This is a genomic window from Mesorhizobium sp. WSM4830 (genome assembly GCF_055811495.1).
On record NZ_JBVVQI010000004.1, the window covers coordinates 170,092 to 196,494 of the forward strand.

General features: G+C 61.0%; 28 protein-coding genes and 1 tRNA gene. 21 read left to right on the forward strand and 8 right to left on the reverse strand.

Annotated elements, in window-relative coordinates:
• Nucleotides 1-36 precede the first annotated feature (36 nt).
• Genes AC0L2Y_RS07745 through AC0L2Y_RS07790 form a run of 10 tightly spaced genes read left to right on the forward strand, consistent with a single transcriptional unit; the run spans nt 37 to nt 8,822 of the window.
• The gene (locus tag AC0L2Y_RS07745) at nt 37-300 is read left to right on the forward strand and encodes a TrbC/VirB2 family type IV secretion system protein (RefSeq protein ID WP_246093916.1); all 264 of its coding nucleotides are present in this window, start codon (nt 37-39) and stop codon (nt 298-300) included.
• Nucleotides 300-581: a VirB3 family type IV secretion system protein gene (locus tag AC0L2Y_RS07750; RefSeq protein ID WP_473555056.1), complete on the forward strand. Its 282-nt coding sequence runs from the start codon at nt 300-302 to the stop codon at nt 579-581. The genes AC0L2Y_RS07745 and AC0L2Y_RS07750 overlap by 1 nt, the downstream gene beginning before the upstream one ends.
• A 15-nt stretch (nt 582-596) precedes the next feature.
• Nucleotides 597-3,149 (forward strand): conjugal transfer protein TrbE, encoded by a 2,553-nt coding sequence (gene trbE / locus AC0L2Y_RS07755; RefSeq protein ID WP_473555057.1) that lies wholly within the window; start codon nt 597-599, stop codon nt 3,147-3,149.
• Nucleotides 3,150-3,181: 32 nt separating this feature from the next.
• The gene (gene trbJ, locus AC0L2Y_RS07760) at nt 3,182-3,895 is read left to right on the forward strand and encodes a P-type conjugative transfer protein TrbJ (RefSeq protein ID WP_473555329.1); all 714 of its coding nucleotides are present in this window, start codon (nt 3,182-3,184) and stop codon (nt 3,893-3,895) included.
• A gap of 12 nt (nt 3,896-3,907) precedes the next feature.
• Nucleotides 3,908-4,276, forward strand: coding sequence for a putative entry exclusion protein TrbK-alt (gene trbK-alt / locus AC0L2Y_RS07765; protein ID WP_473555058.1), 369 nt, complete (start codon nt 3,908-3,910; stop codon nt 4,274-4,276).
• Nucleotides 4,273-5,643, forward strand: coding sequence for a P-type conjugative transfer protein TrbL (gene trbL, locus AC0L2Y_RS07770; protein WP_473555060.1), 1,371 nt, complete (start codon nt 4,273-4,275; stop codon nt 5,641-5,643). Before trbK-alt ends, trbL begins: the two co-directional genes overlap by 4 nt.
• Nucleotides 5,640-6,326, forward strand: a complete 687-nt coding sequence (trbF, locus tag AC0L2Y_RS07775; protein ID WP_287271433.1) for a conjugal transfer protein TrbF — start codon at nt 5,640-5,642, stop codon at nt 6,324-6,326. The genes trbL and trbF overlap by 4 nt, the downstream gene beginning before the upstream one ends.
• Nucleotides 6,327-6,373: 47 nt before the next feature.
• A complete protein-coding gene (gene trbG, locus AC0L2Y_RS07780; RefSeq protein WP_473555331.1) occupies nt 6,374-7,387 on the forward strand; it encodes a P-type conjugative transfer protein TrbG in 1,014 nt (337 codons plus the stop codon).
• Nucleotides 7,384-8,598: a TraB/TrbI/VirB10 family type IV secretion system protein gene (locus tag AC0L2Y_RS07785; protein ID WP_473555063.1), complete on the forward strand. Its 1,215-nt coding sequence runs from the start codon at nt 7,384-7,386 to the stop codon at nt 8,596-8,598. The genes trbG and AC0L2Y_RS07785 overlap by 4 nt, the downstream gene beginning before the upstream one ends.
• On the forward strand, nt 8,595-8,822 hold the full coding sequence (locus AC0L2Y_RS07790) for a DUF2274 domain-containing protein (protein ID WP_473555064.1): 228 nt from the start codon (nt 8,595-8,597) through the stop codon (nt 8,820-8,822). The genes AC0L2Y_RS07785 and AC0L2Y_RS07790 overlap by 4 nt, the downstream gene beginning before the upstream one ends.
• Here AC0L2Y_RS07790 and AC0L2Y_RS07795 read toward each other — a convergent pair.
• From AC0L2Y_RS07795 to AC0L2Y_RS07805, 3 genes are all read right to left on the reverse strand, one after another.
• On the reverse strand, nt 8,814-9,233 hold the full coding sequence (locus AC0L2Y_RS07795; RefSeq protein WP_473555067.1) for a LysR family transcriptional regulator: 420 nt from the start codon (nt 9,231-9,233) through the stop codon (nt 8,814-8,816). The genes AC0L2Y_RS07790 and AC0L2Y_RS07795 overlap by 9 nt on opposite strands.
• A 10-nt stretch (nt 9,234-9,243) precedes the next feature.
• Nucleotides 9,244-9,834 (reverse strand): acyl-homoserine-lactone synthase, encoded by a 591-nt coding sequence (locus AC0L2Y_RS07800; RefSeq protein ID WP_473555069.1) that lies wholly within the window; start codon nt 9,832-9,834, stop codon nt 9,244-9,246.
• 78 nt (nt 9,835-9,912) lie between these two features.
• Nucleotides 9,913-10,692 carry a helix-turn-helix transcriptional regulator gene (locus tag AC0L2Y_RS07805; RefSeq protein ID WP_473555072.1) on the reverse strand — a complete coding sequence of 260 codons (780 nt, stop codon included), beginning with the start codon at nt 10,690-10,692 and terminating at the stop codon, nt 9,913-9,915.
• A gap of 156 nt (nt 10,693-10,848) precedes the next feature.
• On the opposite strand from AC0L2Y_RS07805, the gene AC0L2Y_RS07810 reads away from it, so the two are divergent.
• The 7 genes from AC0L2Y_RS07810 (at nt 10,849) to AC0L2Y_RS07840 (ending at nt 18,219) form a co-directional block, all read left to right on the forward strand.
• On the forward strand, nt 10,849-11,634 hold the full coding sequence (locus AC0L2Y_RS07810; protein ID WP_473555332.1) for a ThuA domain-containing protein: 786 nt from the start codon (nt 10,849-10,851) through the stop codon (nt 11,632-11,634).
• 53 nt (nt 11,635-11,687) lie between these two features.
• A complete protein-coding gene (locus AC0L2Y_RS07815; protein ID WP_473555074.1) occupies nt 11,688-12,848 on the forward strand; it encodes a Gfo/Idh/MocA family protein in 1,161 nt (386 codons plus the stop codon).
• 174 nt (nt 12,849-13,022) lie between these two features.
• Complete coding sequence (locus tag AC0L2Y_RS07820; RefSeq protein ID WP_473555077.1) at nt 13,023-14,336, forward strand: ABC transporter substrate-binding protein; 1,314 nt, start codon at nt 13,023-13,025, stop codon at nt 14,334-14,336.
• A gap of 34 nt (nt 14,337-14,370) precedes the next feature.
• Complete coding sequence (locus AC0L2Y_RS07825; protein WP_473555079.1) at nt 14,371-15,309, forward strand: carbohydrate ABC transporter permease; 939 nt, start codon at nt 14,371-14,373, stop codon at nt 15,307-15,309.
• Nucleotide 15,310: 1 nt separating this feature from the next.
• The gene (locus AC0L2Y_RS07830; RefSeq protein WP_473555082.1) at nt 15,311-16,120 is read left to right on the forward strand and encodes a carbohydrate ABC transporter permease; all 810 of its coding nucleotides are present in this window, start codon (nt 15,311-15,313) and stop codon (nt 16,118-16,120) included.
• 14 nt (nt 16,121-16,134) lie between these two features.
• On the forward strand, nt 16,135-17,052 hold the full coding sequence (locus AC0L2Y_RS07835; protein WP_473555085.1) for an NAD(P)-dependent oxidoreductase: 918 nt from the start codon (nt 16,135-16,137) through the stop codon (nt 17,050-17,052).
• A 162-nt stretch (nt 17,053-17,214) separates the two neighbouring features.
• Nucleotides 17,215-18,219, forward strand: a complete 1,005-nt coding sequence (locus AC0L2Y_RS07840) for an ABC transporter ATP-binding protein (protein ID WP_473555087.1) — start codon at nt 17,215-17,217, stop codon at nt 18,217-18,219.
• Here AC0L2Y_RS07840 and AC0L2Y_RS07845 read toward each other — a convergent pair.
• The 4 genes from AC0L2Y_RS07845 to AC0L2Y_RS07860 all read right to left on the reverse strand — a co-directional run bounded on the left by AC0L2Y_RS07845 (nt 18,214) and on the right by AC0L2Y_RS07860 (nt 21,580).
• A complete protein-coding gene (locus tag AC0L2Y_RS07845) occupies nt 18,214-19,233 on the reverse strand; it encodes a LacI family DNA-binding transcriptional regulator (protein ID WP_473555090.1) in 1,020 nt (339 codons plus the stop codon). The genes AC0L2Y_RS07840 and AC0L2Y_RS07845 overlap by 6 nt on opposite strands.
• Nucleotides 19,234-19,444: 211 nt before the next feature.
• Entirely contained in the window at nt 19,445-20,215 is a 771-nt protein-coding gene (locus tag AC0L2Y_RS07850; protein ID WP_473555092.1) for an HAD-IIA family hydrolase, read from the reverse strand.
• Between the two features lie 548 nt (nt 20,216-20,763).
• Nucleotides 20,764-20,840 (reverse strand) — tRNA-Arg (locus tag AC0L2Y_RS07855).
• 47 nt (nt 20,841-20,887) lie between these two features.
• Complete coding sequence (locus tag AC0L2Y_RS07860) at nt 20,888-21,580, reverse strand: winged helix-turn-helix transcriptional regulator (RefSeq protein ID WP_352457625.1); 693 nt, start codon at nt 21,578-21,580, stop codon at nt 20,888-20,890.
• Between the two features lie 337 nt (nt 21,581-21,917).
• Here AC0L2Y_RS07860 and AC0L2Y_RS07865 point away from each other — a divergent pair, with 337 nt between their 5' ends.
• The 3 genes from AC0L2Y_RS07865 to AC0L2Y_RS07875 all read left to right on the forward strand — a co-directional run bounded on the left by AC0L2Y_RS07865 (nt 21,918) and on the right by AC0L2Y_RS07875 (nt 23,323).
• On the forward strand, nt 21,918-22,244 hold the full coding sequence (locus tag AC0L2Y_RS07865) for a DUF1330 domain-containing protein (protein WP_023677873.1): 327 nt from the start codon (nt 21,918-21,920) through the stop codon (nt 22,242-22,244).
• Nucleotides 22,245-22,371: 127 nt separating this feature from the next.
• Complete coding sequence (locus AC0L2Y_RS07870; protein WP_352489378.1) at nt 22,372-22,896, forward strand: hypothetical protein; 525 nt, start codon at nt 22,372-22,374, stop codon at nt 22,894-22,896.
• Between the two features lie 136 nt (nt 22,897-23,032).
• Complete coding sequence (locus AC0L2Y_RS07875; RefSeq protein WP_473555096.1) at nt 23,033-23,323, forward strand: hypothetical protein; 291 nt, start codon at nt 23,033-23,035, stop codon at nt 23,321-23,323.
• Between the two features lie 465 nt (nt 23,324-23,788).
• Here the strand turns inward: AC0L2Y_RS07875 and AC0L2Y_RS07880 are convergent, their stop codons facing one another.
• Nucleotides 23,789-24,952 carry a M20 aminoacylase family protein gene (locus tag AC0L2Y_RS07880; protein WP_473555099.1) on the reverse strand — a complete coding sequence of 388 codons (1,164 nt, stop codon included), beginning with the start codon at nt 24,950-24,952 and terminating at the stop codon, nt 23,789-23,791.
• 269 nt (nt 24,953-25,221) lie between these two features.
• On the opposite strand from AC0L2Y_RS07880, the gene AC0L2Y_RS07885 reads away from it, so the two are divergent.
• Nucleotides 25,222-26,400 carry a D-alanyl-D-alanine carboxypeptidase family protein gene (locus AC0L2Y_RS07885; RefSeq protein ID WP_473555334.1) on the forward strand — a complete coding sequence of 393 codons (1,179 nt, stop codon included), beginning with the start codon at nt 25,222-25,224 and terminating at the stop codon, nt 26,398-26,400.
• Nucleotides 26,401-26,403: the final 3 nt, after the last annotated feature.

Sequence of the window (26,403 nt, forward strand, 5' to 3'; positions counted from 1 at the left end):
TTCCCGCTGGCCACGGCGACTGCTGCGGTCGCGGCCATGATGATCGCGCCCGCTCACGCGGCAGGTTCTTCCATGCCGTGGGAGCAGCCGCTTCAACAAATCCTCGAATCCGTCGAGGGTCCAGTCGCCAAGATCGTGGCGGTGATCATCATCATCGTCACCGGGTTGTCGCTCGCCTTTGGCGACACGTCCGGCGGATTCCGCAGGCTGATCCAGATCGTGTTCGGCCTGTCGATCGCCTTCGCCGCGAGTTCTTTCTTCCTGTCGTTCTTCTCCTTCGGCGGCGGAGCGCTCGTCTGATGGCATGGTCCCTGCTGGAAGACGACGAAGTCCGCGGCTTTTTCGCGCCGGTGCATCGCGCGCTCACCGAACCGATCCTGCTCGGCGGCGCGCCGCGCGCGGTCGCCATCGCCAACGGCACGCTGGCCGGCGCTGTCGGGCTTGGCCTCCGCCTCTGGATCGCCGGCCTCGTCATCTGGGCGATCGGCCATTTCGCGGCTGTCTGGGCAGCCAAGCGCGATGCGCAGTTCATCGACGTGGTTCGCCGGCACCTGCGTTATCCCGCGCATTTCGGCTGCTGAGAGGCTTTTTCGCCCATGATGAACCTCGCCGAATACCGCAAACGCTCGTCCAACCTCGCCGACTACCTGCCTTGGGCAGCACTGGTCGCGCCGGGCGTTGTATTGAACAAAGATGGATCCTTCCAGAGGACCGCCCGTTTTCGCGGTCCCGATCTCGACAGTGCGACGCCGGCGGAACTCGTCGGCACGACGGCGCGGCTGAACAGCGCGTTGCGCCGTCTCGGCTCCGGCTGGGCGATCTTCGTCGAAGCCGTTCGGCTTGCCGCCCAGCACTATCCCGAAGGTCTCTTCCCCGACAGCGCGTCGGCACTGCTCGATCTCGAACGTCGTGAACAGTTCGAGGGTGAGGCCGACCATGGATCCTTCCCATGGTCCGACCGCAGCAGGTCACACGGGGAACTGTTCGAGAGCAGCTACTTTCTCACCTTTGTTTGGATGCCGCCGGCCGAGGAAGCTTCTCGCATCGAGAGCTGGCTTTACGAAGGCCGGGAGAAAATCGGCGTCGATCCGTGGGAACTCCTCAAGGGTTTTGTGGACCGCACCGACCGGGTGCTCAACCTGGTCGAAGGTTTTGTCCCGGAGACCGCATGGCTCGACGACGGCGAGACGCTGACCTACCTGCATTCCTGCATTTCCACGAAGCGGCATCGGGTCGGCGTGCCTGAGATGCCGATGCATCTCGATGCGCTGCTGGTCGATCAGCCGCTCGCCGGCGGGTTGGAGCCGAGGCTCGGCGATTCCCATCTGCGGACGCTCACCATCATCGGGTTCCCGTCGACAACCTTTCCGGGGATCCTCGACGATCTCAATCGGCTTGCCTTCGTCTATCGCTGGTCGACGCGGGCGATCATGCTCGACAAAGCCGACGCCACACGATTGCTGACGCGCATTCGCCGTCAATGGTTCGCGAAGCGCAAGTCAGTCGCCGCCATCCTCAAGGAGGTGATGACCAGCGAAGCATCCGTTCTTTTGGACACCGACGCCGCCAACAAGGCGGCCGATGCTGACGCCGCCCTTCAGGACCTCGGCTCCGACCAGATCGGCCAGGCCTATGTCACCGCAACGGTGACGGTGTGGGATGGCGACCCGTCAATTGCCGACGAGAAGCTTCGGCTGGTGGAAAAAGTCATCCAGGGCAGGGACTTCACAGCAATCGTCGAGGGCGTCAACGCCATCGAAGCATGGCTCGGCAGCATCCCAGGCCACGTCTATGCGAACGTCCGCCAGCCGCCGCTGTCGACACTGAACCTCGCCCACATGATCCCACTCTCGGCAGTCTGGGCGGGACCTGTCGAAGACGAGCATTTTGGCGCTCCGCCACTGTTCTTTGCCAGGACGGAAGGCGCTACGCCGTTCCGGTTCAGCCTGCATGTGGGCGATGTCGGCCACACCCTCGTCATTGGCCCCACCGGCGCCGGCAAGTCAGTCCTGTTGGCGATGATGGCGCTGCAGTTCCGGCGCTACGAGAACAACCAGATTTTTGCATTCGACTTCGGCGGCTCGATCCGCGCTGCCATGCTCGCCATGGATGGCGACTGGCACAATCTCGGCAGCAATGCGTCGAGCGGGCAAGGGCCGGACGATCCGCTCGCTCTGCTCACCCTGGCGGACCTGTCGGATGACGTCGACGCCGTTTCACTACAGCCGCTTGGCCGCATCCATCATACACCTGAGCGTGCATGGGCGGCAGACTGGCTCGTCGATATTCTTGTGCGAGAAGGCGTCCCCGTCACGCCGGAGGTGAAGGAACATCTGTGGTCGGCGCTGACCTCGCTGGCCAGCGCGCCGGTTCAGGAACGGACGCTGACCGGCCTATCGGTGCTGCTGCAATCTTCGCCACTGAAGCAGGCACTCCGGCCTTACTGTATCGGCGGTCCCTATGGCCGGCTGCTCGATGCAGAGCACGAGCGTCTTGGTGATGCTTCCGTCCAGGCATTCGAGACCGAAGGCCTGATCGGTACTGGTGCGGCGCCCGCCGTGCTTGCCTATCTCTTCCATCGGATCGAGCAGCGGATGGACGGGCGGCCGACGCTGCTGATCATCGACGAGGGTTGGCTGGCGCTCGACGATGGCGGCTTCGCCGATCAGCTCCGCGAATGGCTAAAGACCCTTCGCAAGAAGAACGCTTCCGTCATCTTTGCTACGCAATCGCTCTCCGACATCGACGGCAGCAGGATCGCGCCCGCCATCGTCGAGAGCTGTCCGACGCGGCTGTTCCTTCCGAACGAGAGGGCGATCGAGCCGCAGATCACCCAGATCTACCGGCGCTTCGGTCTCAACGATCGCCAGATCGAGATCGTCGCTCGGGCGACGCCGAAGCGTGACTATTACTGCCAGTCGCGGCGCGGCAACCGGCTATTCGAACTGGGCCTTGGTCCGATCGGGCTGGCGCTGTGCGCCGCATCGTCCAAATCCGATCAAGCGGCAATCGATCGGATCATCACTGGCACCGGCCAGAAACATTTCCTCGAGGTCTGGCTTGCCGATCGCGGCCTTTCCTGGGCGGCCGACCTGATTCCCGATCTCACCAACGTCATCGACCAATCCGCAAAGGAGATTCCGTCATGAATTCCGTTCGCAACAATCTTCGTCTTCGACACATGACGGCAGCCAGCGTCATCACCGTCGCGATCGCGATGTCATCGGCGCCGGCGTCGGCGTTCATCGTCTTTGATCCCACCAACTATAGCCAGAACCTTCTCCAGGCCGCTCGCGCCCTTGAGCAGATCCAGAACCAGATCACCTCGCTTCAGAATGAGGCGCAGATGCTGATCAACCAGGCAAAGAACCTCACTTCGCTGCCGACCTCGCTGCTCGGCCAGATCGAAGGCAATTTCTCTCAGATGAAGACCCTGCTCGGCGAGGCCGACAAGCTCGCCTACAGCGTCCAGGACATCGAGAGCCAGTTCACCTCGACGTACGAGAGTTTTGGTTCGGACCTCTCCAGCCAGCAGCTTGTCGATGGCGCGCGTGAACGCTGGCAGACATCGGTTTCGGCCTTCGAGCACTCGCTGAAGACCGGCGCAGTCGCCGTGGACAACATCGAGGGGACACAGGAACAGACGAGCTCGCTGCTCGGCGCCAGCCAGTCTGCCGTCGGCGTGCTGCAGGCGACGCAAGCCGGCAACCAGCTTCTTGCCGTCCAGGCAAGGCAGGTGTCGGACTTGACGGCGATGATGGCAGCGCAGGGACGCGCCAACGCATTGGAGCAGGCGAGGCGGGCGGCTGCACAGGAACAAGCACGTGAACAGTTTAGCCGCTTCATGACGGGCAGTGGCTACAGCCCGTCATCCGTGAAGATGTTCCACGACTGAGGCGAGAGTCGCATGGATCTCAAGATCGCCGCCCGGATGACAGCCGTTCTTGCCCTTGGCGCCGCCATGACCGCCGCCTTCATGGCGTTGCGTGGCGACGGCCCGCAGGACGCGTCCTCCCCGCGCTCCGCACATCCGGGCGGCGAGCCGGCAGGAGTCGAACTTGCGCGATGCCGGAACATCGGCATGGCCGCGATCGCCGACGAAGCCTGCAGGAAGGCCTGGGCGGAAAACCGCCGGCGATTCCTTCAGCCGACACAGCCCACGGCACCGTACGCAGTTCCGTCAGTCGACAAAGACCAGAGCCGGCTCCTGCCCCTTCAGCCGTCGATGCCCCAGGGTGATCAAGATCAACGCCGCCCGAACACGGTGACGCCATGAATGACACCGGCGTCATCGACCGCTTCCTGGAAACCTTCACCCGTTACATCGATTCAGGGTTTGGCCTGCTCAGCGGCGAGGTGGCCTTTCTCACGTCCATTCTGATCGTCATCGAAATCACGCTCGCCGGCCTGTTCTGGGCCTGGGGCGCGGACGAGGACGTGCTGCACCGCCTGGTTAAGAAGACGCTCTACATAGGTTTCTTCGCCTTCATCATCGGCAACTTCAATCGTCTGGCCGGCATCGTCTTCGAAAGTTTTTCAGGACTCGGCCTGAAGGCGGGAGGATCAGCACTTTCGGGCTCCGCGCTGCTGCAGCCGGGCCGCGTCGCCCAGGTCGGCATCGACGCTGGCAATCCGATCCTTGAGGCCGCCAGCCAGTTGATGGGCTACGTCTCGTTCTTCGAGAATTTTGTCCAGATCGCCGTGCTGATGATCGCCTGGGCGATCGTTCTCATCGCCTTCTTCATCCTCGCCGTCCAGATCTTCGTAACCCTGATCGAGTTCAAGCTGACGACGCTGGCCGGCTTCGTGCTGATCCCCTTCGCACTCTTCAACCGGACCGCCTTTCTCGCTGAAAAAGTGCTCGGCAACATCGTGGCCTCCGGCGTCAAGATCCTGGTGCTCGCCGTCATCGTCGGCATTGGGTCGGGTCTCTTCGGCGAATTCACCCAAGGTTTTGGGGCTGAACAACCGACGATCACGGATGCGCTGTCGCTCGTTCTCGGCGCTCTGTCCCTGATGGGGCTTTCGATCTTCGGTCCCGGCATCGCGACCGGCCTGGTTTCCGGCGCACCACAGCTTGGCGCGGGTGCTGCTGTGGGCACCAGCCTCGCAGCTGCCGGCCTAGGTGCCGCCGGCGCCATGGGCGCCCGCGCCGGATTGAGCGGCGGCGCCAGTGCGATCAGTGCAGGTGGGCGCATGTCGGCGGCCGCCGCACGTGGCGGCGCGCATTTAGCCGGCAGCACCTCGACAGCTTACGGCCTCGCCGCCGCAACATCCGGACAGAGCGGTGCAGGCTCGATCGCCGCCGGCATTGCTGGTGTCGCCAAGGCCGGCGGCGGCGCAGCCGTTCAGCCGGTGAAGCAGGCAATGTCGCGCGCGGCTTCAGCCCTGTCTTCCAGCCAGCAGGCTGGCCGCTCGGCCGCATGGACCGCAACGGGTGGAGAGCAGCCAGCAGCAGCTGCTGCTGCAGGACGTGCGTCGACGGCTGAAACCAGTGTCGGATCGCCGCCGGCATGGGCCAATCGCATGAAGCGCGGCCAGACCATGAGCCATGGCGCCAGCATGGCCGCGCATTCCGTCCGGTCCGGCGATCATGGCGGCGGCTCGATGAATGTCTCCCTCAACCAGGACGATCGCCGATGAACCTCTTCAGACGACCTTCCGTTCGTTACGGAACGACCCCTCAGCCGGAGACGCCGTATCAACGTGCTGCCCAAGCTTGGGATGAGCGCATCGGCACAGCTCGCGTGCAGGCGAAAAACTGGCGGCTTATGGCCTTTGGCTCACTCGTGCTGGCCGGCGGGTTCGCTGCAGCGCTAATCTGGCAATCGACACGCGGCACCGTTGTTCCCTGGGTGGTGCAGGTCGACAAGCTCGGCGAGGCACAAGTGGTCGCTTCAGCTGTCGCCGACTATCGTCCGACCGATCCGCAGATCGCATGGCATCTCGCCCGCTTCATCGAACAGGTCAGAAGCATCCCGGACGATCCCGTCATTGTCCGCCAGAACTGGCTGCGCGCCTATGACTATACGACCGACCGCGGCGCCGTCTCTCTGAACGACTACGCCCGCCTGAACGACCCTTTTGCCAAAGTGGGCAAAATCCAGGTCGCGGTCGAGGTCTCCAGTGTCATCCGGGCCTCGCCGGACTCGTTCCGTGTCGCCTGGGTCGAGCGCCGCTACGAGAACGGTAGCCTGGCCAGCACCGAACGCTGGACCGCCATCCTCACGATCGTCAGTCAACAACCCCGCGATGCCGACCGGCTGAAGGCCAATCCGCTCGGCGTCTACGTCAACGCCATCAACTGGTCGAAGGAGCTTTCATGAAGCGCGCGATACATGCAGGAAGAGCAAGGGGACATTCAACCCGCAACATGACCAAAGCGCGGGTGCTTGTCCTGGCACTGCTGTCGGCGACGGCGCTCGCAGGCTGCGCCTCGAAAAAGTACATTCCGCCGGAGATCGACTACGACGATGCGGTGCCTGCCGTGCAGAAGCTCGATCCGCCTGGTGCGGTGAAAGTGGTGGAGCTGCCGAAACCGCTTCCGCTGCCCGGTCAGTTGAAGCCGATAGGGACCATTAAGGCGAAGGCGGAGCCGGCTGATCCCAAACAGCGGATCAGCCAGGCCAATCAGGCCGCACGAATGCAGCCTGTCCGCGATGGTTTTATCAACGCGATCCAGCTCTATCCCTGGAGTGAAGGCGCGCTCTATCAAATCTATGCAGCACCTGGCCAGGTCACCGACATCGCGCTGCAGCCCGGCGAGCAGCTCGTCGGCTCCGGTCCCGTCGCCGCCGGCGACACCGTGCGCTGGATCATCGGCGACACGCAGAGCGGGGCAGGGGAACGGCTGCAGGTCCACATTCTCGTCAAGCCGACGAGGCCGGACCTCCAGACCAATCTTGTCATAAACAGCGACCGTCGTACCTATCATCTCGAGCTGCGATCGACCGAGAAGACCTATATGGCCTCTGTGTCGTGGCAGTATCCGCAGGATCAGTTGATAGCGCTGCGGCGCCAGAACGCGCAGGCTTCCGCAGCCCAGCCGGTCGCTTCCGGCATCGACATCCAGAAACTCAATTTCCGCTACCGCATCGAGGGCGTCGCGGCACCGTGGAAGCCGCTACGCGCGTTCGATGACGGCTCAAAAGTCTACATCCAGTTTCCGTCCGGCATCGCTCAGGGTGAGATGCCGCCGCTCTTCGTCATCGGCCCATCGGGCGGCTCGGAACTGGTCAACTACCGCGCTCGGCAAAACTACTACGTGGTCGACCGTCTCTTCGCCGCGGCTGAGCTGAGGCTCGGCGACAAGACGAGCGAGAAGCGTGTCAGGATCGTGCGCACCGACGGGAAAAAACCGCAGCGCAGCGCGGGGCTGTTCCGATGAGCGACGTTGCAAATCCCCCGGACGTGGACATCAGGGCCGAACTACGTCTGAGGCCCGAGCCCGCAAGGGTCACGCGCCTTTCGCGCAAGGTGCTGATCGGTCTTGGTGGAGTGGCCTGCGCTACGATCCTTGGCACACTGATCTGGGCGCTCGACACCAGGCGGCTTGGCAACGAGCAACCATCCGAGCTCTTCACCACTGAAAATCGAGCGACCGCCGACGGGCTCCAAACTCTGCCGAAGGATTATGCCGGCATTCCAAAACTCGGGCCGCCTTTGCCCGGCGATCTCGGCCGGCCAATCCTGCGTGCGAAGGAGCGCGGACAGCCGGTGGCGGTGCCGAACATCAGTGCGCCGCGCGCCGATCCGGAGGAGCAGCGCCGCTTGGCGGAAATCGAGGCCGCGCGTGTCGGAAAGCTCTTTACCGACACCAACGCGAGAACGTTCACCGCGCGGCAGGATACTGGTGCAGGAACTGCCGTGGCGAACACCACTTCCGGCTTGACACTACCGACCGAACAGTCGCCGCTCGGTTCTGCCGCTGCGCAAAACATGCAGGACCGCAAAGCCGCCTTCGTCAACGCCGAAACGGATCGTCGCACCGTCAGTCCCGATCGTCTCGCCGAAAAGGCTTCGCCCTATGTCCTTCAGGCCGGCACGGTTATTCCGGCGGCCCTCATCACCGGCATTCGTTCGGAACTTCCCGGTCAGATCACCGCTCAGGTCACGGAGAACGTTTACGACAGCCCATCAGGATCGTACCTGCTGGTTCCGCAGGGCGCGAGATTGATCGGTCAGTACGATAGCCAGATCGCTTTCGGTCAGTCGCGTGTGCTGTTGGTCTGGAACCGGCTCATCATGCCCGACGGCACCTCGATCGTACTGGAGCGCCAGCAGGGCGCGGATGCTCAAGGCTTTTCCGGTCTGGAGGACGAGGTCGATCATCACTGGGGTCAACTGTTTCGGGCCGCCGCACTCTCAACCCTGCTCGGGGTCGGAACGTCACTTGGTTCCAGCAACGACGAAAGCGACATCGCTAAGGCCATCCGTGAAAGCACGCAGAATTCAATGAGCAATATCGGTCAGCAGATCGTGGGCCACCAACTCGATGTCCAGCCAACGCTGACAATCCGGCCGGGTTTCCCGGTCCGCGTGATCGTCAATCGCGACCTTGTACTGGCGCCTTATGGCGCAAAAAGGGAGCCGTCATGATCAAGCTGAAACTTTCCGCCATTCCCGATGATCGGCCGGTCAAGATCACAGCCGAACTACCCGCCACCGTTCACCGCGATCTCGTCGCCTATGCCGAACTGCTCGGCCGTGAGACGGGCCAGACGGTTTCCGATCCGGCAAAACTGATCGCTCCGATGCTGGCCCGATTCATGATGACTGATCGGGCGTTCAGCCGGGCTCGGCGTGATACAAAGTCAAGGTGAGCTAGCCGCGCCGCGTTTCGTCTCCACAAGGCGGAGGCTGACGTCCGGCCTGCTTCGAATGACATCAGTAACCGCATCCAGAATTTCGGTGGCATGCAGGGGCGCCTCCAGACCGGTGGCCAGGCTGCCGCCTTGTACTCCCCGGGCCGTGCTGACCATGGTGAGCGTCCCGTCGAGGTCGGCCAGAACGCGACGAAGGTTGCGCAGGAGCCCCGCGCCGGCCAGCGTTGGCCGGACACCGCCTGAGTGACGTTCGAAAAGCGCCGCGCCAAGCGATTGCTCAAGGTCACGGATGCGCCGGCTGAGAGCGGAATGGTGGATCCCCAGGCGTCGGGAGGCGGCGAGAAAGCTGCCTTCCTCAGCGATGACAAGTGCGCAGTCAAGCGTAACGAGCTGGACGCGTCGCCGCATCATCCTTCCCCTAGGGGGTCGCTTTTCGCATTTCGCATAATCTGGTGAGCGTCCGCTCGTCGAACTTCGCGGTGACTGCCACCGCCTCTTCGCCGCTGATTACCTGGGGCAGCCCGAGCGGCGTCACCCTGAAATGAAACTGCACAAGCCGAAGGAGCCAGAGCGGATTCATCTCGATGATGATTGTATCCACGCCGTTGTGGAGGCCCCACTCGACGATGCCACCAAGCAGCGCATTCGCCACCGGGCTTAGCATCCGGCCGCGCTCGCGATGGCCGGCCTCGACGCAGTAGCGTGTCCACTCCCAGATATTCGGACCAACCGGCCGCTCACCTTCGCAGAGGGAGGAAAGCACCTCGGACAGCAGATGTGGCCGTGTCGACGGTAGCAGGCGCTGGTAACCGATGACATGATGATCGTCCTCGATGAAGAGCATATGAACGGCGTATTCGTTGTCGAACCGATCAATCTCCTGACCGTCCTCACGTCGTAATTCCGACCAGCCTCTCTCCTCCACAAACACCTTGTGGCGAAGGCGGAAGGCCTGTTGCATTTCCTCGCGATAGAGGTCGACATTTTCGTTTGTCACGATGTGCAGCATCGGTTGTCCTTCGAGATTGAGGTCAACCTGCAGTCTGCCGGCCTCATTCACGTTCGGACATCACGTGATTCCGTGGGGTCAGGCTATGAGACCGAGCCTGAATGCTTCGGCCACGGCGTGCACGGTGTTCTGTACGCCCAGTCTCTCTCGTGCGGCGCGCAGATGACTATCGGCGGTATGGCTGCTGATCCCGAGGCGATCGGCAATGGCCTCGACAGACAGCCCCAGGGACGCCCATTGCAGGACGTCGTTCTGGCGAGGCGAAAGGCCGACCCTCCCTGTCTGCCCGTTTTCTTCGGCCAGAATTACTGCTTTTCCAAAAGCATATGCAGCGACGAGGAGGAACGCGTCCTGTTCACCGGGCGGCAGTTCAAGTCTTTCGCCGGCAATGGATAGCCCGACCCGCTGCCGCTCGAGGGTCAGGAAAGAAAACGTCAGACCTTCACGCAGTCCGAATTCGGCTGCCTCGTCCATGATGCGGCGGCCGCCGGGCCAGTCGCCAAGGCTGCCGATGTCGCTCCACGAAAATGGCTGACTTCCCTGCGCGACGAGCCGGATGGTCGGATCACGATAGAGATAGCCTTTCGAGAAGTAGCGATCCGTCCATTCAGCCGGCCAGTGATCCAGCAGCACATGGGACAGCTGCTCGCGGCGTGAGGCGCTGGGGGGCGGGATGATGCCGGCAAGGATACTGGTCGTGCCGAACCGTGCGGCGAACGAGAGGAGAGCGTCTCCCACATCCTTCATTGAACTGCTGTGCTGGATGCCAGCCATGAAAGCATAAGTCTCATCAAGCCGGCGCCGCCAGTTTCTTGTTGTGGCGAACGGTGAGGCTGGTCTCAACCGGCTCAGTTGCATCGTGACATTCCTCACGTTCCGTGCGACTCACTGCGATGTTGCAAATGTAACCGTTTACAGCCGGTTTGTAATCGGTTACAGGCGGCTAGGTGTTTTTCCGCCATTCGCTTTTTGAACGGGTAAATGACAATGACCAATCAGTCGTCAAGCCCAGCGGTGTCCATTCGATGCACCGTTTGGGGCGAGAATATCCACGAACGGGAAAACCCGGTCGTGGCGTCGATCTATCCGGATGGGCTGCACACTACGATCGCGCAAGCCCTGTCGGGAGAGTCCGAAATCGTCGCGCGCACCGCCACCTTGCAGGATCCGGAGCAGGGCTGCTCCGCCGATATGCTGGCAGAAACGGACGTCCTTGTTTGGTGGGGGCACAAGGCGCATGGCGCCGTGTCTGACCTGGCCGCCGAAAATGTAGCGAAACGGGTCTGGGCAGGGATGGGACTAATTGTCCTGCATTCGGGTCATTTTTCCAAAGTGTTCAAGACGCTGATGGGAGCACCATGCTCTCTGAAGTGGCGGGAAGCTGGAGAGCGCGAGCGGATTTGGGCGGTCAACCCGAGCCACCCTATTGCTGCAGGTTTGCCGGAGTGTTTCGTGCTCGAGCGCGAGGAAATGTATGGCGAGCCATTCGCCATACCGGAGCCGCTGGAGACCGTATTCATCTCCTGGTTTCAGGGCGGCGAGGTCTTTCGCTCCGGGGTCACCTATCAGCGGGGTGCCGGCAAGATATTCTATTTCCGCCCCGGTCATGAGACCTACCCGACATACCACGACGGCAATGTCCACAGGGTGTTGCGCAACGCCGTGCGATGGGCAGCGGCCGTCGGGGCGCCGAGGGAAAACATCTGCGACGCGCCGAACGTTCCTGTGCATGAGGCTCTGGAGCCGATTGAGACGCGTGGCCCGTCATTGCATGGACCTGGCAGCGAGGGATACAGCTGAGCTGTGCATCAACGGCTGTGCCGCCCAACACCCCCGCAAATTTGTGAGTTACCATGGACCGGATTAGGCTTGGCATGGTTGGCGGCGGGCGAGGGGCCTTCATCGGCCCCGTACACCGAATTGCTGCACGCCTCGATGACCACTACGAACTCGTTGCAGCAGCGCTGTCTTCCGATCCGGAACTTGCCGCCGCCTCTGCTTCTGACCTGAACATCGATCCTGCGCGCGCTTATGCTTCCCATGAGGCTATGGCAGCAGGCGAGGCTGCTCGCGCTGATGGCATCGAAGCCGTTTCCATCGTGACGCCAAACAACACCCATGCCGCCATAGCAAAGGCCTTCTTGACGCGCGGCATCCATGTCATTTGCGACAAGCCCTTGTCGACGGATTCCCAGTCCGCAGCCGAAATCGTCGGGATCGCCCGGGATGCCGGCAAGATTTGCGCACTCACCTACAATTATACTGGCTACCCCATGATCCGGCAGGCGCGCGAGATGTGCGCTTCTGGCAGCCTCGGCCGGTTGCGGCTGGTGCAGGTCGAGTATCTCCAGGATTGGCTCACGCAGCGGGCGGAGGCCGCAGGCTCCAAACAGGCTGAATGGCGCACCGACCCAGCCCGTTCTGGTCGGGGTGGTTCAATCGCCGACATTGGAACGCACGCCTTCAATTTGCTGCGCTTCATCACAAGGCTGGAGAGTGAGGCAATTCTGGCCGAGCTTTCAACCTTCGTTGAAGGCAGGCCTGTCGATGACAATGCGCAGGTGTTGTTGCGTTTCCAAGGCGGCGCACGGGGCTCCATTTGGACTTCCCAGGTTGCACCCGGCAACGAGAACGATCTGAGTATACGGGTCTTTGGTGACAAAGGTGGCCTGGAGTGGAGGCACCTTGAACCGAATTACCTCTGGTACACACCGCTGGGCGAGCCGCGGCAGCGAATTTCGCGGGGAGCCGCAGGGGCTGCGGCCGCCCGCGTCACCCGTATTCCTGCCGGGCATCCGGAAGGATACCTGGAGGCATTTGCCGCCATCTATAGCGAGATCGCCGCAGCAATTCGGAGTGCGCGCAACGGCAACCCGGCACCTGCCGGCATTGCCTTCCCGACAGCCCTCGACGGCTTGGAGGGGCTCCAGTTTGTCGAGGCGGCGATTGGGTCAAGTGCAGATGGCGGGGTCTGGTTTGACTTCCAGACCTCCAATACCGGACCAGCAGAATAGCTTCCGGCCACTGGGCATCCGGAATTGCACATGCAATTGCAAATCTGGCCTTAGACACGGCGATTGCGGCGCATCCATCAAAAAAGAAACCGTTTACAATGCAACTGTAACCGGTTACAAGATGGCGCCGTCAACAAAGTGAGTTTAAGGGCGGCAGCAAGGGAGGAGACGAAAATGATGCCGAAGAGCGTCGGGCTAGCTTCAACATTTTTAGCCGCAGGGATATTGGCTGCAACAGCCGCGGCGGCTCAATCCGAAATACAGGTCTCGGTGGTTGGCGAGCCTGGACAGACCGTTGTCTATGAACAATTGGCGGCCAGCTACAACGCCGAGCATCCGGAAACGAAATTCGTCATCACCAAAAACAGCTCTGACCTGTTCAACCCCGCGCTGATCCCGTCATTGTCATCCGGCGAGGGGCCGGAACTCTTCGTCTATGGGACAGGCCCCGGCCAACCAGCAGCTATCATCGACGGTGGACTGGTTGCGGATCTCACCGGCTACTACAGGCGGTATGGATGGGACAAGTTCATCCCCCAGTCGGTTGTCGACGTTACGTCATCGAAGGGTAAACTGTGGGCTGTCGGGAATGAAGTCGAGACGACTGCCATGTTCTACAACAAGGCGATTTTCGACAAGCTGGGCTTGAAGGTACCGTCAACCTGGGAAGATTTCCAGGGTGTGATCAAAACCTTGAAGCAGGCGGGCTACGACACCCCGATCGGGCTCGGTGGAGCCGACAAATGGCCTATTTCCCACTGGCAATCGATGCTCTTCGGACGATATGCTTCGCCAGCCGGTTTGCAGAAAGTGATGTTCGGCGGCGGCGCATGGAATGCGCCGGAATTCGTCAAAGCCGCTACGCGACTCCAGGATATGACTCAACAAGGCTATTTTGGGCCAAATCCGGTGGCCGACGGATATGCCGAGATCATGGAAAAATTCTGGGCCGGCAAGATCCCGATGACATTTACTGGTTCGTTCGCGATCCAGACCGGTGTCGCTACAGCCGGAGAACGCATCGATGATTTCGGCGTCTTTCAAGTGCCACCTTTTGAGCCAACCCAGAAAATGTATCCAACCGAAGGCATTGGATCGGGCTGGTACATAAGCGCGAGTTCCAGCCACAAGGACAAGATAGCAGCCTTCCTCAACTACCTGCTGTTTACCCCGGCCAGCCGCGTTACGCTGCTCAATGCGGGAACGACCCCGGTCGGTCCTCTGTCCGACGTGCTTCCCAAGGCAAATCTTCCGAAGCTTACCCAGGCTATGGTGGCATTTAACGATCGCGACCGCGCAAACGGCACGATCTACGCCTATCTCGATACCGTTACGCCCAACAACATAACCACACTGACATATGATGGACTCCAGGCGCTTCTCCTTGGCCAGACGACACCGCAGCAATTCGCTGACGAGATCGAGGCGGTCTGGCAGACGGACAAAGCCGATGGGAGCATACTGAAGCCCGGCGGCCTGAAGCCGTAGCTGGCAGCGGAGGCTCAACGTCTGGCCTCCGAATTTGCCAAGCCTCATCAAAGAACCTGAGGATCATCAAATGTCCCTTGTCAGTGTGCGCACGCGTGGCGTCTCAAACTCCTATGCGTCGGCTTCTGCGTTCCTGTTCGTGTTGCCGGCGTTCGGCCTCTTCGCAGCATTCGCACTGCTGCCTACGCTGGCAGTGATCCAGTACTCGTTCACGAAGTGGGATGGCATCAGCAAGGTCAAGCAGTGGGTTGGCCTGGCAAATTATGCTGGTTTGCTTAGAGACAGAATATTCTGGGAAGCGTTCCTCAATACTCTGGAATGGTCGGCAATTATCGTCGTCATCAATGTCGGCTTGGGGCTCGTCGCAGCCGCAGTCATCGCGCGTCTGCGCCGTGGCCGGATCGCTATCCAGACCTGCTTCATGGTTCCAGTGGTAATGGCGCCCATCACAACCGCCATCATATGGCGGTGGACGTATCAGCCCGACGGACTTATCAACGCAGGCCTCCTTCGGCTCGGCCTCGATTGGCTGACAATGCCGTGGCTGGGCGATCCGCATACAGCGCTACCTGCAATCGCTATTGCCCATTGCTGGTCCACCATAGGGCTGAGCATCGTGATCTTTCTTGCCGGGCTGCAGGCCGTCGACGAGGAGCTCTATGACGCTGCGGTCATCGACGGAGCTTCGCCGGTACAGACTTTCTGGCACGTTACGTTGCCCGCCATCCGGCCCGTGACAGCCGTCGTCATCGTTCTCACGGTAACCCATGCTTTCAAGGCGTTCGACCTGATCTGGGCGATGACGAAGGGTGGTCCGGTTCGCGCCAGCGAGATCCTGTCGACCTACATGTATAAGCGCGGTGCCATCGAAAACGACTATGGCTATGGGGCCGCCATTGGAGTTGCGCTGCTGGTTATCGTGACGCTGGCAATGGGCATCTATGCCTGGCTGCAAAGCAGAGCGGAAGATTGACATGACCAGGCGATACACGGTTCTGGCCGTTTTCAGCTTCTTTGCGCTGCTGATGATTGCGCCTTCGGTTCTGGCGATCTCTACCTCATTGAAACCTGCGGCCGAGGCAGACGTGCCATGGGCGCTCCCTCACGTGTGGACATTCGAGCACTACGTGCTGGTTTGGACCGAGGGCGGTTTCGGCCGATATTTCTTCAACTCCTTCATCATCTCGTTTATCGATGCGATGGTCATGATCGTATTCGCCTCCCTTGCCGGTTATGCGCTCACCTTCATGAGCTTCCCGGGAAAGCAGCTGATCCGGTTCGCATTTCTGGCCGGGCTGATGGTGCCGGTGACGGCGATTGTCCTGCCACTTTATGCGTCGATACGAAGCCTTGGACTGATCGGAACGCATCTGGGGGTGATCCTTTGCGATGTCGCTCTGGCCCTCCCGATTTTCGTGTTTCTGTTCGCGTCCTATTTCAGGAAGATTCCTATGTCGTTGCATGACGCCGCCCGCGTCGACGGCGCCAGCGAGTGGGAGATATACAGCAGGGTCATCCTGCCGATCGCCAAGCCGGTGGTGGTCACGACGGGATTGCTCGAATTCCTGTGGAGTTGGAACGACCTCCTTCTCAGGCTCGTCCTGATGCCTCGCGAGTCGTCAAGAACGCTCGCCGTCGGACTGCTGATGTTTCAGGGAGGCCAAACGCGCGACATCACCAGCCTTTCCGCCGGTGCCGTGATCATGGCGCTGCCAGTCGTGCTTCTGTTCATTATTTTTCAACGTCACTTTGTCCGCGGCATGACGGCGGGTGCAGTTAAATAGAAATGGATGCGAAAATGCAAAAACCGGTTGTTGTCCTCGACCCCCATTGGCGCCAGCTCGACGAGCTATTCAGCCCGGTCGATTTCAGCGCACTCAATCAGCTGTGCGAGTTGGTCTGGGCAAGGGATGAACCAATGCCGCGCAGCGTTCTTGAAGAGAATCTGCATCGGGCGAGCTTCATTATTTCGGCGCGACCCAAGCTGGACGCCGGCGACATTGCGAGAGCAGAAAATCTGCAAGCGGTCATCGAGGTGTCGGGATCTTTTCCAGACACGATCGACTATTCAAGCTGCTTTCGGCGCGGGATCGAAGTCCTGTGCTGCGCGCCCGGCTTCCGCACTTCCGTTGCGGAAATGGCGGTGGGACTTGCCTTGGCTGGGGCGAGGGGAATCGTGCAGGAGCACGAGGCCTTCCGGGTCGGCAAGGAGCATTGGCTCGACGATAATGCCATGACCGATTTCAGTTTCTATGGACAGACGATCGGATTCGTCGGGTTTGGCTCGATTGCGCGCGAATGCTGTCGGCTGCTTGCGCCGTTCATGCCGAAGATATTGGCCTATGACCCTTGGCTAAGCTCTGAAATCGCCGAACAACATGGCGCGGAGCTGATGGCACTTGACCAGGTTGCTCGATCGAGCCGGTGTTTGTTTGTCACAGCGTCGCCAACCAAGGCTAACAAGGGTCTTGTTGATGCGGCGACGCTGGCGACAATGCCGCCAGGCGCCCTGCTGGTTCTGATCAGCAGAGCCCACGTGGTTGATTTCGGCGCGCTTGAAGTGGCCGTACGGGAAGGGCGCATCCGCGCTGCCATCGACGTGTTCAGTGCCGAGCCGGTACCTTCGAACGACAGCGTCAGAACTTTGCAGAACGCGATCTTGTCACCGCTCGTGGTGCAGCGGTCAAAGATGGGCGGCATCCGATTGGGCAGATGATTGTCAAGGATCTGGTGCGAATGCTTGGGGGCGAGCCACCGGCCGATCTTCAGCGTGCGCAACCGGATTTGGTTTCGTACCTCGCAGGGGCGCAACCGGCTAATGACGATCACAGCATGGCCGCCAATCGTAACCGCGGAACAATTCGTTGAGGATGGCTTCATGGCACGCATCGACTTGAAAAATGTATCGAAGCGCTTCGGTCACGCCAAAGTCCTCGACGACATAAATCTGACTATAGCCGACGGCGAATTTGTCGTGTTCGTGGGTCCGTCCGGCTGTGGCAAATCTACGCTGCTGCGGCTGGTGGCGGGCCTGGATGAGATCTCCGATGGCCAGATCCTCATAGACGGTGTTGTCAGCAACAAAATGACGCCGCGGGAGCGCAATGTCGCCATGGTTTTTCAATCCTATGCGCTCTACCCGCATATGACGAGCGCAGAGAACATAGCCTTCGGGCTCACTCTGGAGCGGCGGCCTCGCGCCGAGATCGACCAGCGTGTGAACGCGGTCGCTTCAACGCTCGGCCTAACGGAGCTGCTGGCCAGGCGGCCAGGGCAGTTGTCCGGTGGGCAACGGCAGCGGGACGCCATCGGCCGGGCGCTGGTCCGGGAACCTCGCGTTTTCCTCATGGATGAACCGTTGTCGAACCTGGATGCAGGGCTGAGAACGGACATGCGGGTGGAACTGAGCGAGTTGCATCGGCGTATTGGAACAACGACTGTCTATGTCACGCATGATCAAGTCGAGGCGATGACGCTAGCTGACCGGGTCGTGGTCATGAATGCTGGCCGCGTCGAACAGGTAGGCACGCCAATGGAAATCTATAACCAGCCAGCTTCAAAGTTCGTTGCCGGCTTTATCGGTTCGCCGAAGATGAATTTCTTGGCGGCCGATCACAACGGCCATGCGTCGGCGGTCGGAATACGACCTGAGCATCTCAGGATCAGCGGCGCAGATGGGGCTTGGAACGGGGCGGTTTCTCTTGTCGAGCGATTGGGGAGTGATACCATCATCCATATCAAGACGAACGACGGGCGCACATTGTCCGTTCGCGAGACTGGCCAGCACGACTATGCGGTCGGCTCGGTGCTCGGGCTGGTGCCGGTTGAAGAACATCTGCACCGCTTCGATCCGGAGGGCCGGCGGCTGGAGGGAAGTCTATAGGAATGCTGCGGTGCTTTCCCGAACGACCAACTCGGCCGACAACATCTGATCAAGTGGGCCATTGTCGACGCCCAGTATCTGGTCGATGAGCTTTTTGCAGGCTGTCGCTCCCCACACTTCTCTTGGCAATCTCATCGTCGTAATCGCCGGCATGGTTGCACTCGCGTAGCTGAGGTCATCAAAACCGATCACCGAAACATCGGAGGGGACACGAAAACCCGATAGGGAAAGTTGATGCATGGCTCCAAGCGCCATCTCGTCATTGTGAGCAAAGATGGCGGACGGTCGAACGTCCTGAGACAGCAAGGCCATCGCGGCATCCCGTCCGGATTGGACTCGAAGATCGCCAGGAATGAGTGCGCTCGACGGCACAGCATATCCGGCATTGGCAACCGTGTCAGAGAAGCCTGCTAGCCGTGCCCGGAAATCGGCGAATTCCTGACTGCCATGGATCTGGGCGAATCTTCTATGACCCAGCTGCAACAGATGTTCGGCAGCATCTTTTCCCGCCGTATAATTGTCGATGCGGACCATTGGGATTTTCGCACCGGCATCGTGATTGCAGGCGACGATCGGCGGCCCGCGATAACTGTCGTCAGTCGCGGCTGGTTGCGGTAGGCCTTCGGGCAGCCGCCCGATGTTGGAAATAAGGCCGTCGGCCTTGCCAGCAGCAAGCATCCCAACGTAGGTGGCCTCGCTCTGCGGGCCAGCAGAGGTGTCCCCGATCAACATCGTAAATCCGCGTTCCCGGGCCTCCTTTTCGATGCCCTTGAAGAATACCGGAAAAAACGGGTTCGCAATGTCCGAAACCAGCACAATAAGCGCATCCGAACGACCCCTGCGAAAATCAATAGCCTGTCGATTGAACTGGAATCCGATCGACTGTGCAGCCTCGTTCACTCGGGTTCGGGTATCCTCCTTCACGCTATCGGGGCGCGTCAGGGCGCGGGAAACGGACGCAATGGAAAGGCCCGCGAGTTTCGCGACATCCCGAATTGTTGGGCGATTTCCCATCTAGGCTCCCACAGGAACATCAAACACGAAGCATTCTGTAAACGGTTACAATTGGCTGGTCAAATCGAGCTCAAGAGAGGCATGTCCGCGAATTCAATGCCGCGGCGCACTGACGGCGTCCAATCGGAGGTGCTTCGGTCGAGCGTTATTGGAGTATTCTGGATCGCTCCCCATGGGAACCGGATCAACACGGAGGCGAAGTGGCAATTGGTTAGACCCACGCATGACCGGCTAGATCGGCCAAGCGAGCGACGATCAGGTCGGGTTTGAAGGAGAAGCGAGGAAGGTCGGCAGACGAAGTCACGCCTGTAAGCACAAGCACTGATCGCAAACCCGCCTCGAGGCCGGCGAGAACATCAGTATCCATTCGATCGCCAACCAACACCGTTTGCCCTGCATCAACGCCCAGTTTCTCGAGGGCACATCGGGTCATGAAGGAATTTGGCTTGCCAATAAAGTATGGCTTCTTACCAGTAGCCTCTGCGATCAGGGCGGCAACGGACCCGCATGCTGGGTGAAGTCCTTTTTCGGTCGGTGCTGTTGCGTCAGAATTGGTCGCGATGAACCGGGCGCCTGCAGAAATGAGGTATGAGCCTGCAGCGATTTCCTCGTAGTGATACGAGGTAGCGTCCCCAAGAACGACATAGTCAGGCGAGAATGCCGTGATCCGACACCCGGCCGCTTGGAGGGCGGAGGTCAATCCATGATCACCGATGACATAGGCCGAGGCGTTCGGAATCTGTGTGCTGACAAACCGCGCAGTTGCCAGGGCGGAAGTGTAAATGTGTCGAGGTTCCAGGGGAAAACCCATCTCGCGTAGGCGATGCGCGTGATCCTCCGGTGTGTACTTGGAATTGTTGGTAAAAACCTGAAAGGCTCGTGAGTCTTCAACTAAGGCCCGGACGAAGTCGATAGAACCTTCGATAGGCAATCCCCCACGTACAAGAACGCCATCCATGTCGATTAGGTGCGCGATTTCCATCGCTGTCTCCAAAGTTTGATTGAGTGGGAATAAAACGGCGCCGCGGTTGCGGAGGCATAAAATGCAAAGGCAGTGCGCCTTGAAAAGCCATCCAGTTCTGCCGTCGTGCAAATAGGATGCTCCGGCGTACAAAAAGGGGAGCCCCGCCCTCGCGCTGCTGAGGGCGCAGATGCAATGTCGGTCGCCTTGACTACCTTGAACCGGGAACTGCGCGAACGCCTCTGGAGGCGCGTCCAGGACTACGCGGGGCTGGCGCCAAAGGGCATACACCGGCCGGCGACGCTGTGGGTCAAGGCAGGGCTTGTGGGCCGGCGGCCTGGGTCGTCAGACGCCTCATCGGCGCCTTCACGATGCGGTGACTGCCCGGACTTCGTGCCCGGTCAAGAGATCGCCGCGCCACACCTTGCAACAACAGAGACCATGGTTCGGGCGACAAGTCGGATCCGGCTGCGGATTTGCCGCCAACATTCGTGCAAAAAACGCCGTACTAATTTCCGTACTAATTGGCAAAAAAGTACGGCGAAAGTTCTCTAAGTGCCTGAAAATGTTGGTGATCCCGACAGGAATCGAACCTGTGACCTACAGATTAGGAATCTGCCGCTCTATCCTACTGAGCTACGGGACCATCGCGCCCGACACATAACCGCTTCGGATCGTTTCGCCAAGAGGCAGCTAGGCTGCTCGCTTGGGTTCGACCGCGAACGGGCTCAGGCCGAGCCAGGTCTGCATTTTGCGCGCGATATCCTGGTCGCCCGTCAAGATCACTTTCGGCCCGGCCTTCTCGACGGTGATCAGCCCCATCCAGATTTCGGTCATCGTGTGCAGGTCGGTCGAGACGTAGAGATCGACATCGAAGCCCGGATCGTACCAGCAGAGGTCGACCTCGCCGTGCTTCTCGACGATCAGCCACCACGACCGTTTGGAGGCGGGGAGCTCCTGATACAGAAACTGTATCACCGTGCGGCCGTCGGGCAGCGGCGACGCGTTGAGGTTGCGCCGCATGTCCCACATCAGCAGCGACGGATCGAGGTTCTTCAGCGACAGCCGCGACTCGACCCATTTCTGCCCCCAAAAGCCCATCGCCTCGACGACGGAACGCAGATCCCGGCCGGCCTCTGTCATCCGGTATTCGAAGATGCCTTTCTCGCCGCGCACTTCCTTGCGCTCGACGATCCCGGCCAGCTCGAGCTCCTTGAGGCGTTGCGACAGAAGGGTCGGCGACATTTTGGGGACGCCGCGGCGCAGATCGTTGAAACGGGTCGAGCCTGCCACCAATTCGCGAAGCAGAACCATGGTCCAGCGGGTGCACAGCACCTCCGCGGCCATCGATAACGGGCAGAACTGCTTGTATCCGGACTGGGTCATGATGTTGCCTTCCCCTCAAACTCAGCCGGAACCATAGGCCTTTCCCGGCGACGCGGCGAGTACAGAAACTGTACCGGCCCAGTGTGGTGGATTTGAAGTTCCTGCTTTCTGGGTGGCATCAGCGTTAGGAACTTCGAATCCAAAACCACACTGGAAATCCAGGCATTTGCTGGTGTGGCATTCGAATCCGAATTCGCTCGCTGCGTTGCTCCAAAGTGAATGCGAATTTCGGATTCGCCACACCAGTACAGATCGCGGACTGGCTGGCGCCGGCCTTGCCATGCGACCCCTCTGCCGCTGCACGGGATACCCCTGTGCACGACAGGAGACATGACCCATGACCGCTTACGTTATCGCAGACATCAAGGTGAGGGACCCGAAGTGGATGCCGGCCTATGCCGCGTCGGTCCACGACCTCGTACACAAGCACGGCGGCAGATATCTGTCGCGCAGCGGCAATGTGAAGACGCTCGAAGGCAAGCCGCTCGACACGACGCTGATTGCCTTGATGGCGTTCCCGACCGAGGCCGCGGCGCGCGCCTTCACCGACGATCCTGCCTACGCACCCTTCGTTTCGGCCCGTCAGGGCGGCAGCGACAGCCGTTTCCAGCTGATCGACAACTCCGATCTGGCCGGAACCATCCCGTATTTGCCGAAGGGATGATCTTCCTCTGCATTCGTCGCATCGGGACAGGGATCTCCCAGCAACAACAGCCACAGCGCCCACCTGCCGGGCCTCCTTACTTCCGGCGGCCGGCCGGGCTGTGCTTTTCAAGAAGAATGGAACGACTATGACAATCAACTTTCGCAACAAGTTCCTCGCTGCCGCGGCGCTGCTGTCGGCCTGCACTGCGCTGGCGCAGGCGCATCAGGCAGCGCCCGCGTCCGGTCCCAATCCGCTGGCCGACAAGGTGCGCGCGGCCAACAGCCGCTTCGAGAATGTGGCGGCGGCGACTGCCGAGGGCTATGCGCCGATTCCTTGCGCCAGCGGCATCACCGGCGGCGCCATGGGCATCCACTACGTCAATCCCGGCTACCTCAAGGATGACGCGGTCGATGTCGCCAAGCCTGAAGCCGTCATGTACGAGCCGATGGCCGACGGCACGCTAAAACTGATCGCGGTCGAATACATCACCTCGAAAGGCCCGGCCTCGCTCGATGGGCATCTGTTCAACTTCAACAGCGCGCCCAATCGCTACGGCCTCGGCCCGTTCTACGAGCTGCATGTCTGGGCCTGGAAAGGCAACCCGACCGGCGCGTTCGCGGACATGAACCCGAACGTGTCGTGCGAACCGACGACTGCTGCCAGCCGGTAAGCAGCCGAGCCAGGCGGCGCCCGTTGCCGCCTGGCCGCGCTGAATTGCGGGGCAGCCGGCAACGGGCGCAAAGACGGCTCAGATAGCGGAACTTTCGGGATGCCGGCGCGCTTTAGTGTCCCGAAGGAGACACCGCATGAGCGCCACAAAAGAGTTCTTTGAAACCTGGCTGCAGGAGAATGTCGGCAATCTGCCGGCCGAGAGCGAGGTGAGCGTCGCCGTCCTGGTGCAGCAATTCGAGCAGGACGCCGATGCTGCCGGCTATGGCCACGAGGTTCGCGAGGACGAGCTCGGCAACATCCAGGAGGCGATCGAGGCAGCCCTGAAGAAGGCAAGGACAGGCGAAGAGCCGCAGCCCGCCGACGACAATGAGCTGGCGCCGGTTATGGAGGCACTGGAGGTCGAGGATCCGAAGAGCGGGCCTTGACTGATTAGCCGGCGAACGACCACGTGCTCTGCACCTGACGGCGCAGGCCAACCACTGCGTCGATGCACTCTTCGGCCATGGTAACGGCATGGATCCTAGGGTCTCCGCGACGTCGCTTCGCTCCTGCTCCGCCCTAGGATGACGAAGGGAAAAATGTTTCCGCCAATCTGGAGAGGTTTGTAGTTCGCCATCTGTCGTCGTCCGATAACACGCAGACGCACTGCCAATCTCCGACATCAGCCATTGGCCTCAGCTTTCAGCGATCATGCCTTCGTCATCCTAGGGCGAAGCAAGGAGCGAAGCGACGCGGCGTAGACCCTAGGATCCATGCCGTTACGTTCGAGCGTCGCGGCCTTCGGTGAACATCAACACACGGAGGCGGATGCGTTCAAAGTTGAACCGTCTCATGCTCCGTCTGTTGTTGGTTGCATTTCTACGGCGCCAACTGATTCCACTCGGCAAATGCTACGCCGCCAGTGCCGTCTCCGCCAGCTTCACCCAATAGCTCATGCCGTGCGGGATGACCTCGTCGTTGAAGTCGTAGGCCGGGTTGTGCAGGCCGGCGGTATCGCCATTGCCGATGAAGATGAAGGCGCCCGGCCGCGCTTCCAGCATGTAGGAGAAATCCTCGCCGCCCATCACCGGCTGGATCGCGCGGTGCACATGGCTGTCGCCGGCGACGTCGGCCGCGATGTCGCTGGCAAAGACCGTCTCTTCCGGATGGTTGAAGGTGACGGGATAGTTGGCATTGTAGTCGACCTCGATCGTCGCACCGAAGGCAGCGCCCAGGCCTTGGCAAAGCGCGCGGATGCGCTCTTCGGCCTTCTTGGCAACCTCCTTCTTCAGCGTGCGTACGGTGCCGGCGATCTCGGCGGTCTCGGGAATGACGTTATAGGCGTCGCCGGCGTGGAATTTCGTCACCGAGACGACCACCGCCTCGACCGGATCGGTGCTGCGCGAGGCGATCGTCTGCAATGCGCCGACAAGCTGGCTGGTGATGACGATCGGATCGATGGTGCCGTGCGGCATCGCCGCGTGGCCGCCCCGGCCCTTGACGGTGATGGTGAATTCGGCGGTCGCCGCCATGATCGGGCCTGGCCTGATGGCGAACTGGCCGACCGGCAGGCCCGGCATGTTATGCATGCCGAACACCTTGGAGATGCCGAAGCGCTCCATCATGCCATCCTTGACCATCTCGTTACCGCCGCCGCCGCCCTCTTCGGCCGGCTGAAAGATGACCGCGACCGAACCGGTGAAATTGCGCGTTTCGGCGAGGTATTTGGCGGCACCCAACAGCATCGCGGTGTGGCCGTCATGGCCGCAGGCGTGCATCTTGCCGGGGACGGTCGAGGCATAGGATTTGCCGGTGATCTCGTTGAGCGGCAGGGCGTCCATGTCAGCGCGCAGGCCGATGGTCGAGCCTTCGCCGTGGCGGCCGCGGATGATGCCAACGACGCCGGTCTTGCCCAAACCCGTCACGATGTCGTCGCAGCCGAAAGCCTTCAGCTTCTCGGTGACGAAGGCGGCGGTCTTGAAGACGTCGAAATTCAGCTCCGGCGTCTGGTGCAAATGGCGGCGCCAGCCGGCCACCTCGTCCTGCATTTCGGCGGCTCGGTTCAGGATCGGCATGATGGTTCCATTTCGCTGTTGGAGCAGGCGGTCCTGGCCTGCTGCTTTGCAATTGTGCCTGCTGCCTTGCAACCATGCACGCAGCTTTGCATTGTGCTGCTGCTTCCACATTGTGATCGGCAGCACTTTGCCATGTTGACGTCACATAGAGTAAATAGCACCGCGACGGTGGTCCGGGAACAGAGGGCCGGACCATTATCCTGGCGATGGTGTAACGAAATCTTACGGAGCCAGGTGCGACTGCGGCAAGAGGCTATTTCGTTTTTATGATGGGCTACAGGCATTTCCTCAAACTGTTGGTGGCGGGCGCGGTGGTGCTTCCGGCGCTGGCCGGGCCTGCCTTGGCCAATCCGACCATCCTGTTCGACCTGAACAGCGGCAAGATCCTGCAGCACCAGGACGCATTCAGGCGCTGGTACCCGGCATCGCTGACCAAGCTGATGACCGCCTATGTGGCGTTTCGTGCGATTGCCGCGGGCGAGGTCCAGCTCGATTCGCCGATCAAGGTGACGAAACATTCGGCCGGCGAGCCGCCGAGCAAGATGGGTTTCAAGCCGGGCTCGGTGATGCGGCTGGACAACGCGCTGAAGATGATGCTGGTCAAATCGGCCAATGACATCGCCATGGCGGTCGGCGAGAATATCGGCGGTTCGCAAGCGGCTTTCGCCGAACGCATGAACGCCGAGGCGCGGCGGCTCGGCATGAGCGGGTCGCATTTCGTCAATCCCAACGGGCTCTATTCGCCGGACCAGTATACGACAGCGCGCGATCTTGCTTTGCTGGTGATGGCGATTCGCACGGAATTTCCGCAATATGCCCCCTGGTTCTCGATCGAAGGCCTTGCCGTCGGCAAGAAGGCGATCTCCAACTACAACCTCTTGATCGGCCGCTATCCGGGCGCCGATGGCATGAAGACGGGTTTCGTCTGCTCGTCCGGTTTCAACATGATCGGCTCGGCTACCCGCAACGGCCGCACCGTGGTCGCCGTAGTGCTCGGCGAACGGTCGGCCATTACCCGCGCCGAGACGGCGGCAAAACTGCTCGACCAGGGCTTTGCAACGCCGGCGCCGAGCGGGCTGACGGTCGCGGCGCTGCCCGCCTATGGCGACACCATGTCGGCCAACGACATGAATGACGAAATCTGCAAGAAGAAGCCGGTCGCGGAGCAGTCGGAAGCAGCACCGGCCGTCGGCGACAAGGGCAAGGACCTGCCGAAATCGCCCTATAAGGAAAAGCTCGACCATGTGCCGACGCTGATCGCCGTCGGCCTCGGCGGTGCCACGGGGCCGGTGCCGAAGGCGATGCTCGACGCCTCCGGGCAGGAATATGCCGACGTGCCGCTGCCGACATGGCGGCCGGACCGGGCGCCGCCGGCCGGCGCCGAGCCTGTTGTGGCCGGATCCGCCACCGCCGTGCAGGTCCAGCAGCCGGCCAAGGCGCTGAACTAGCCG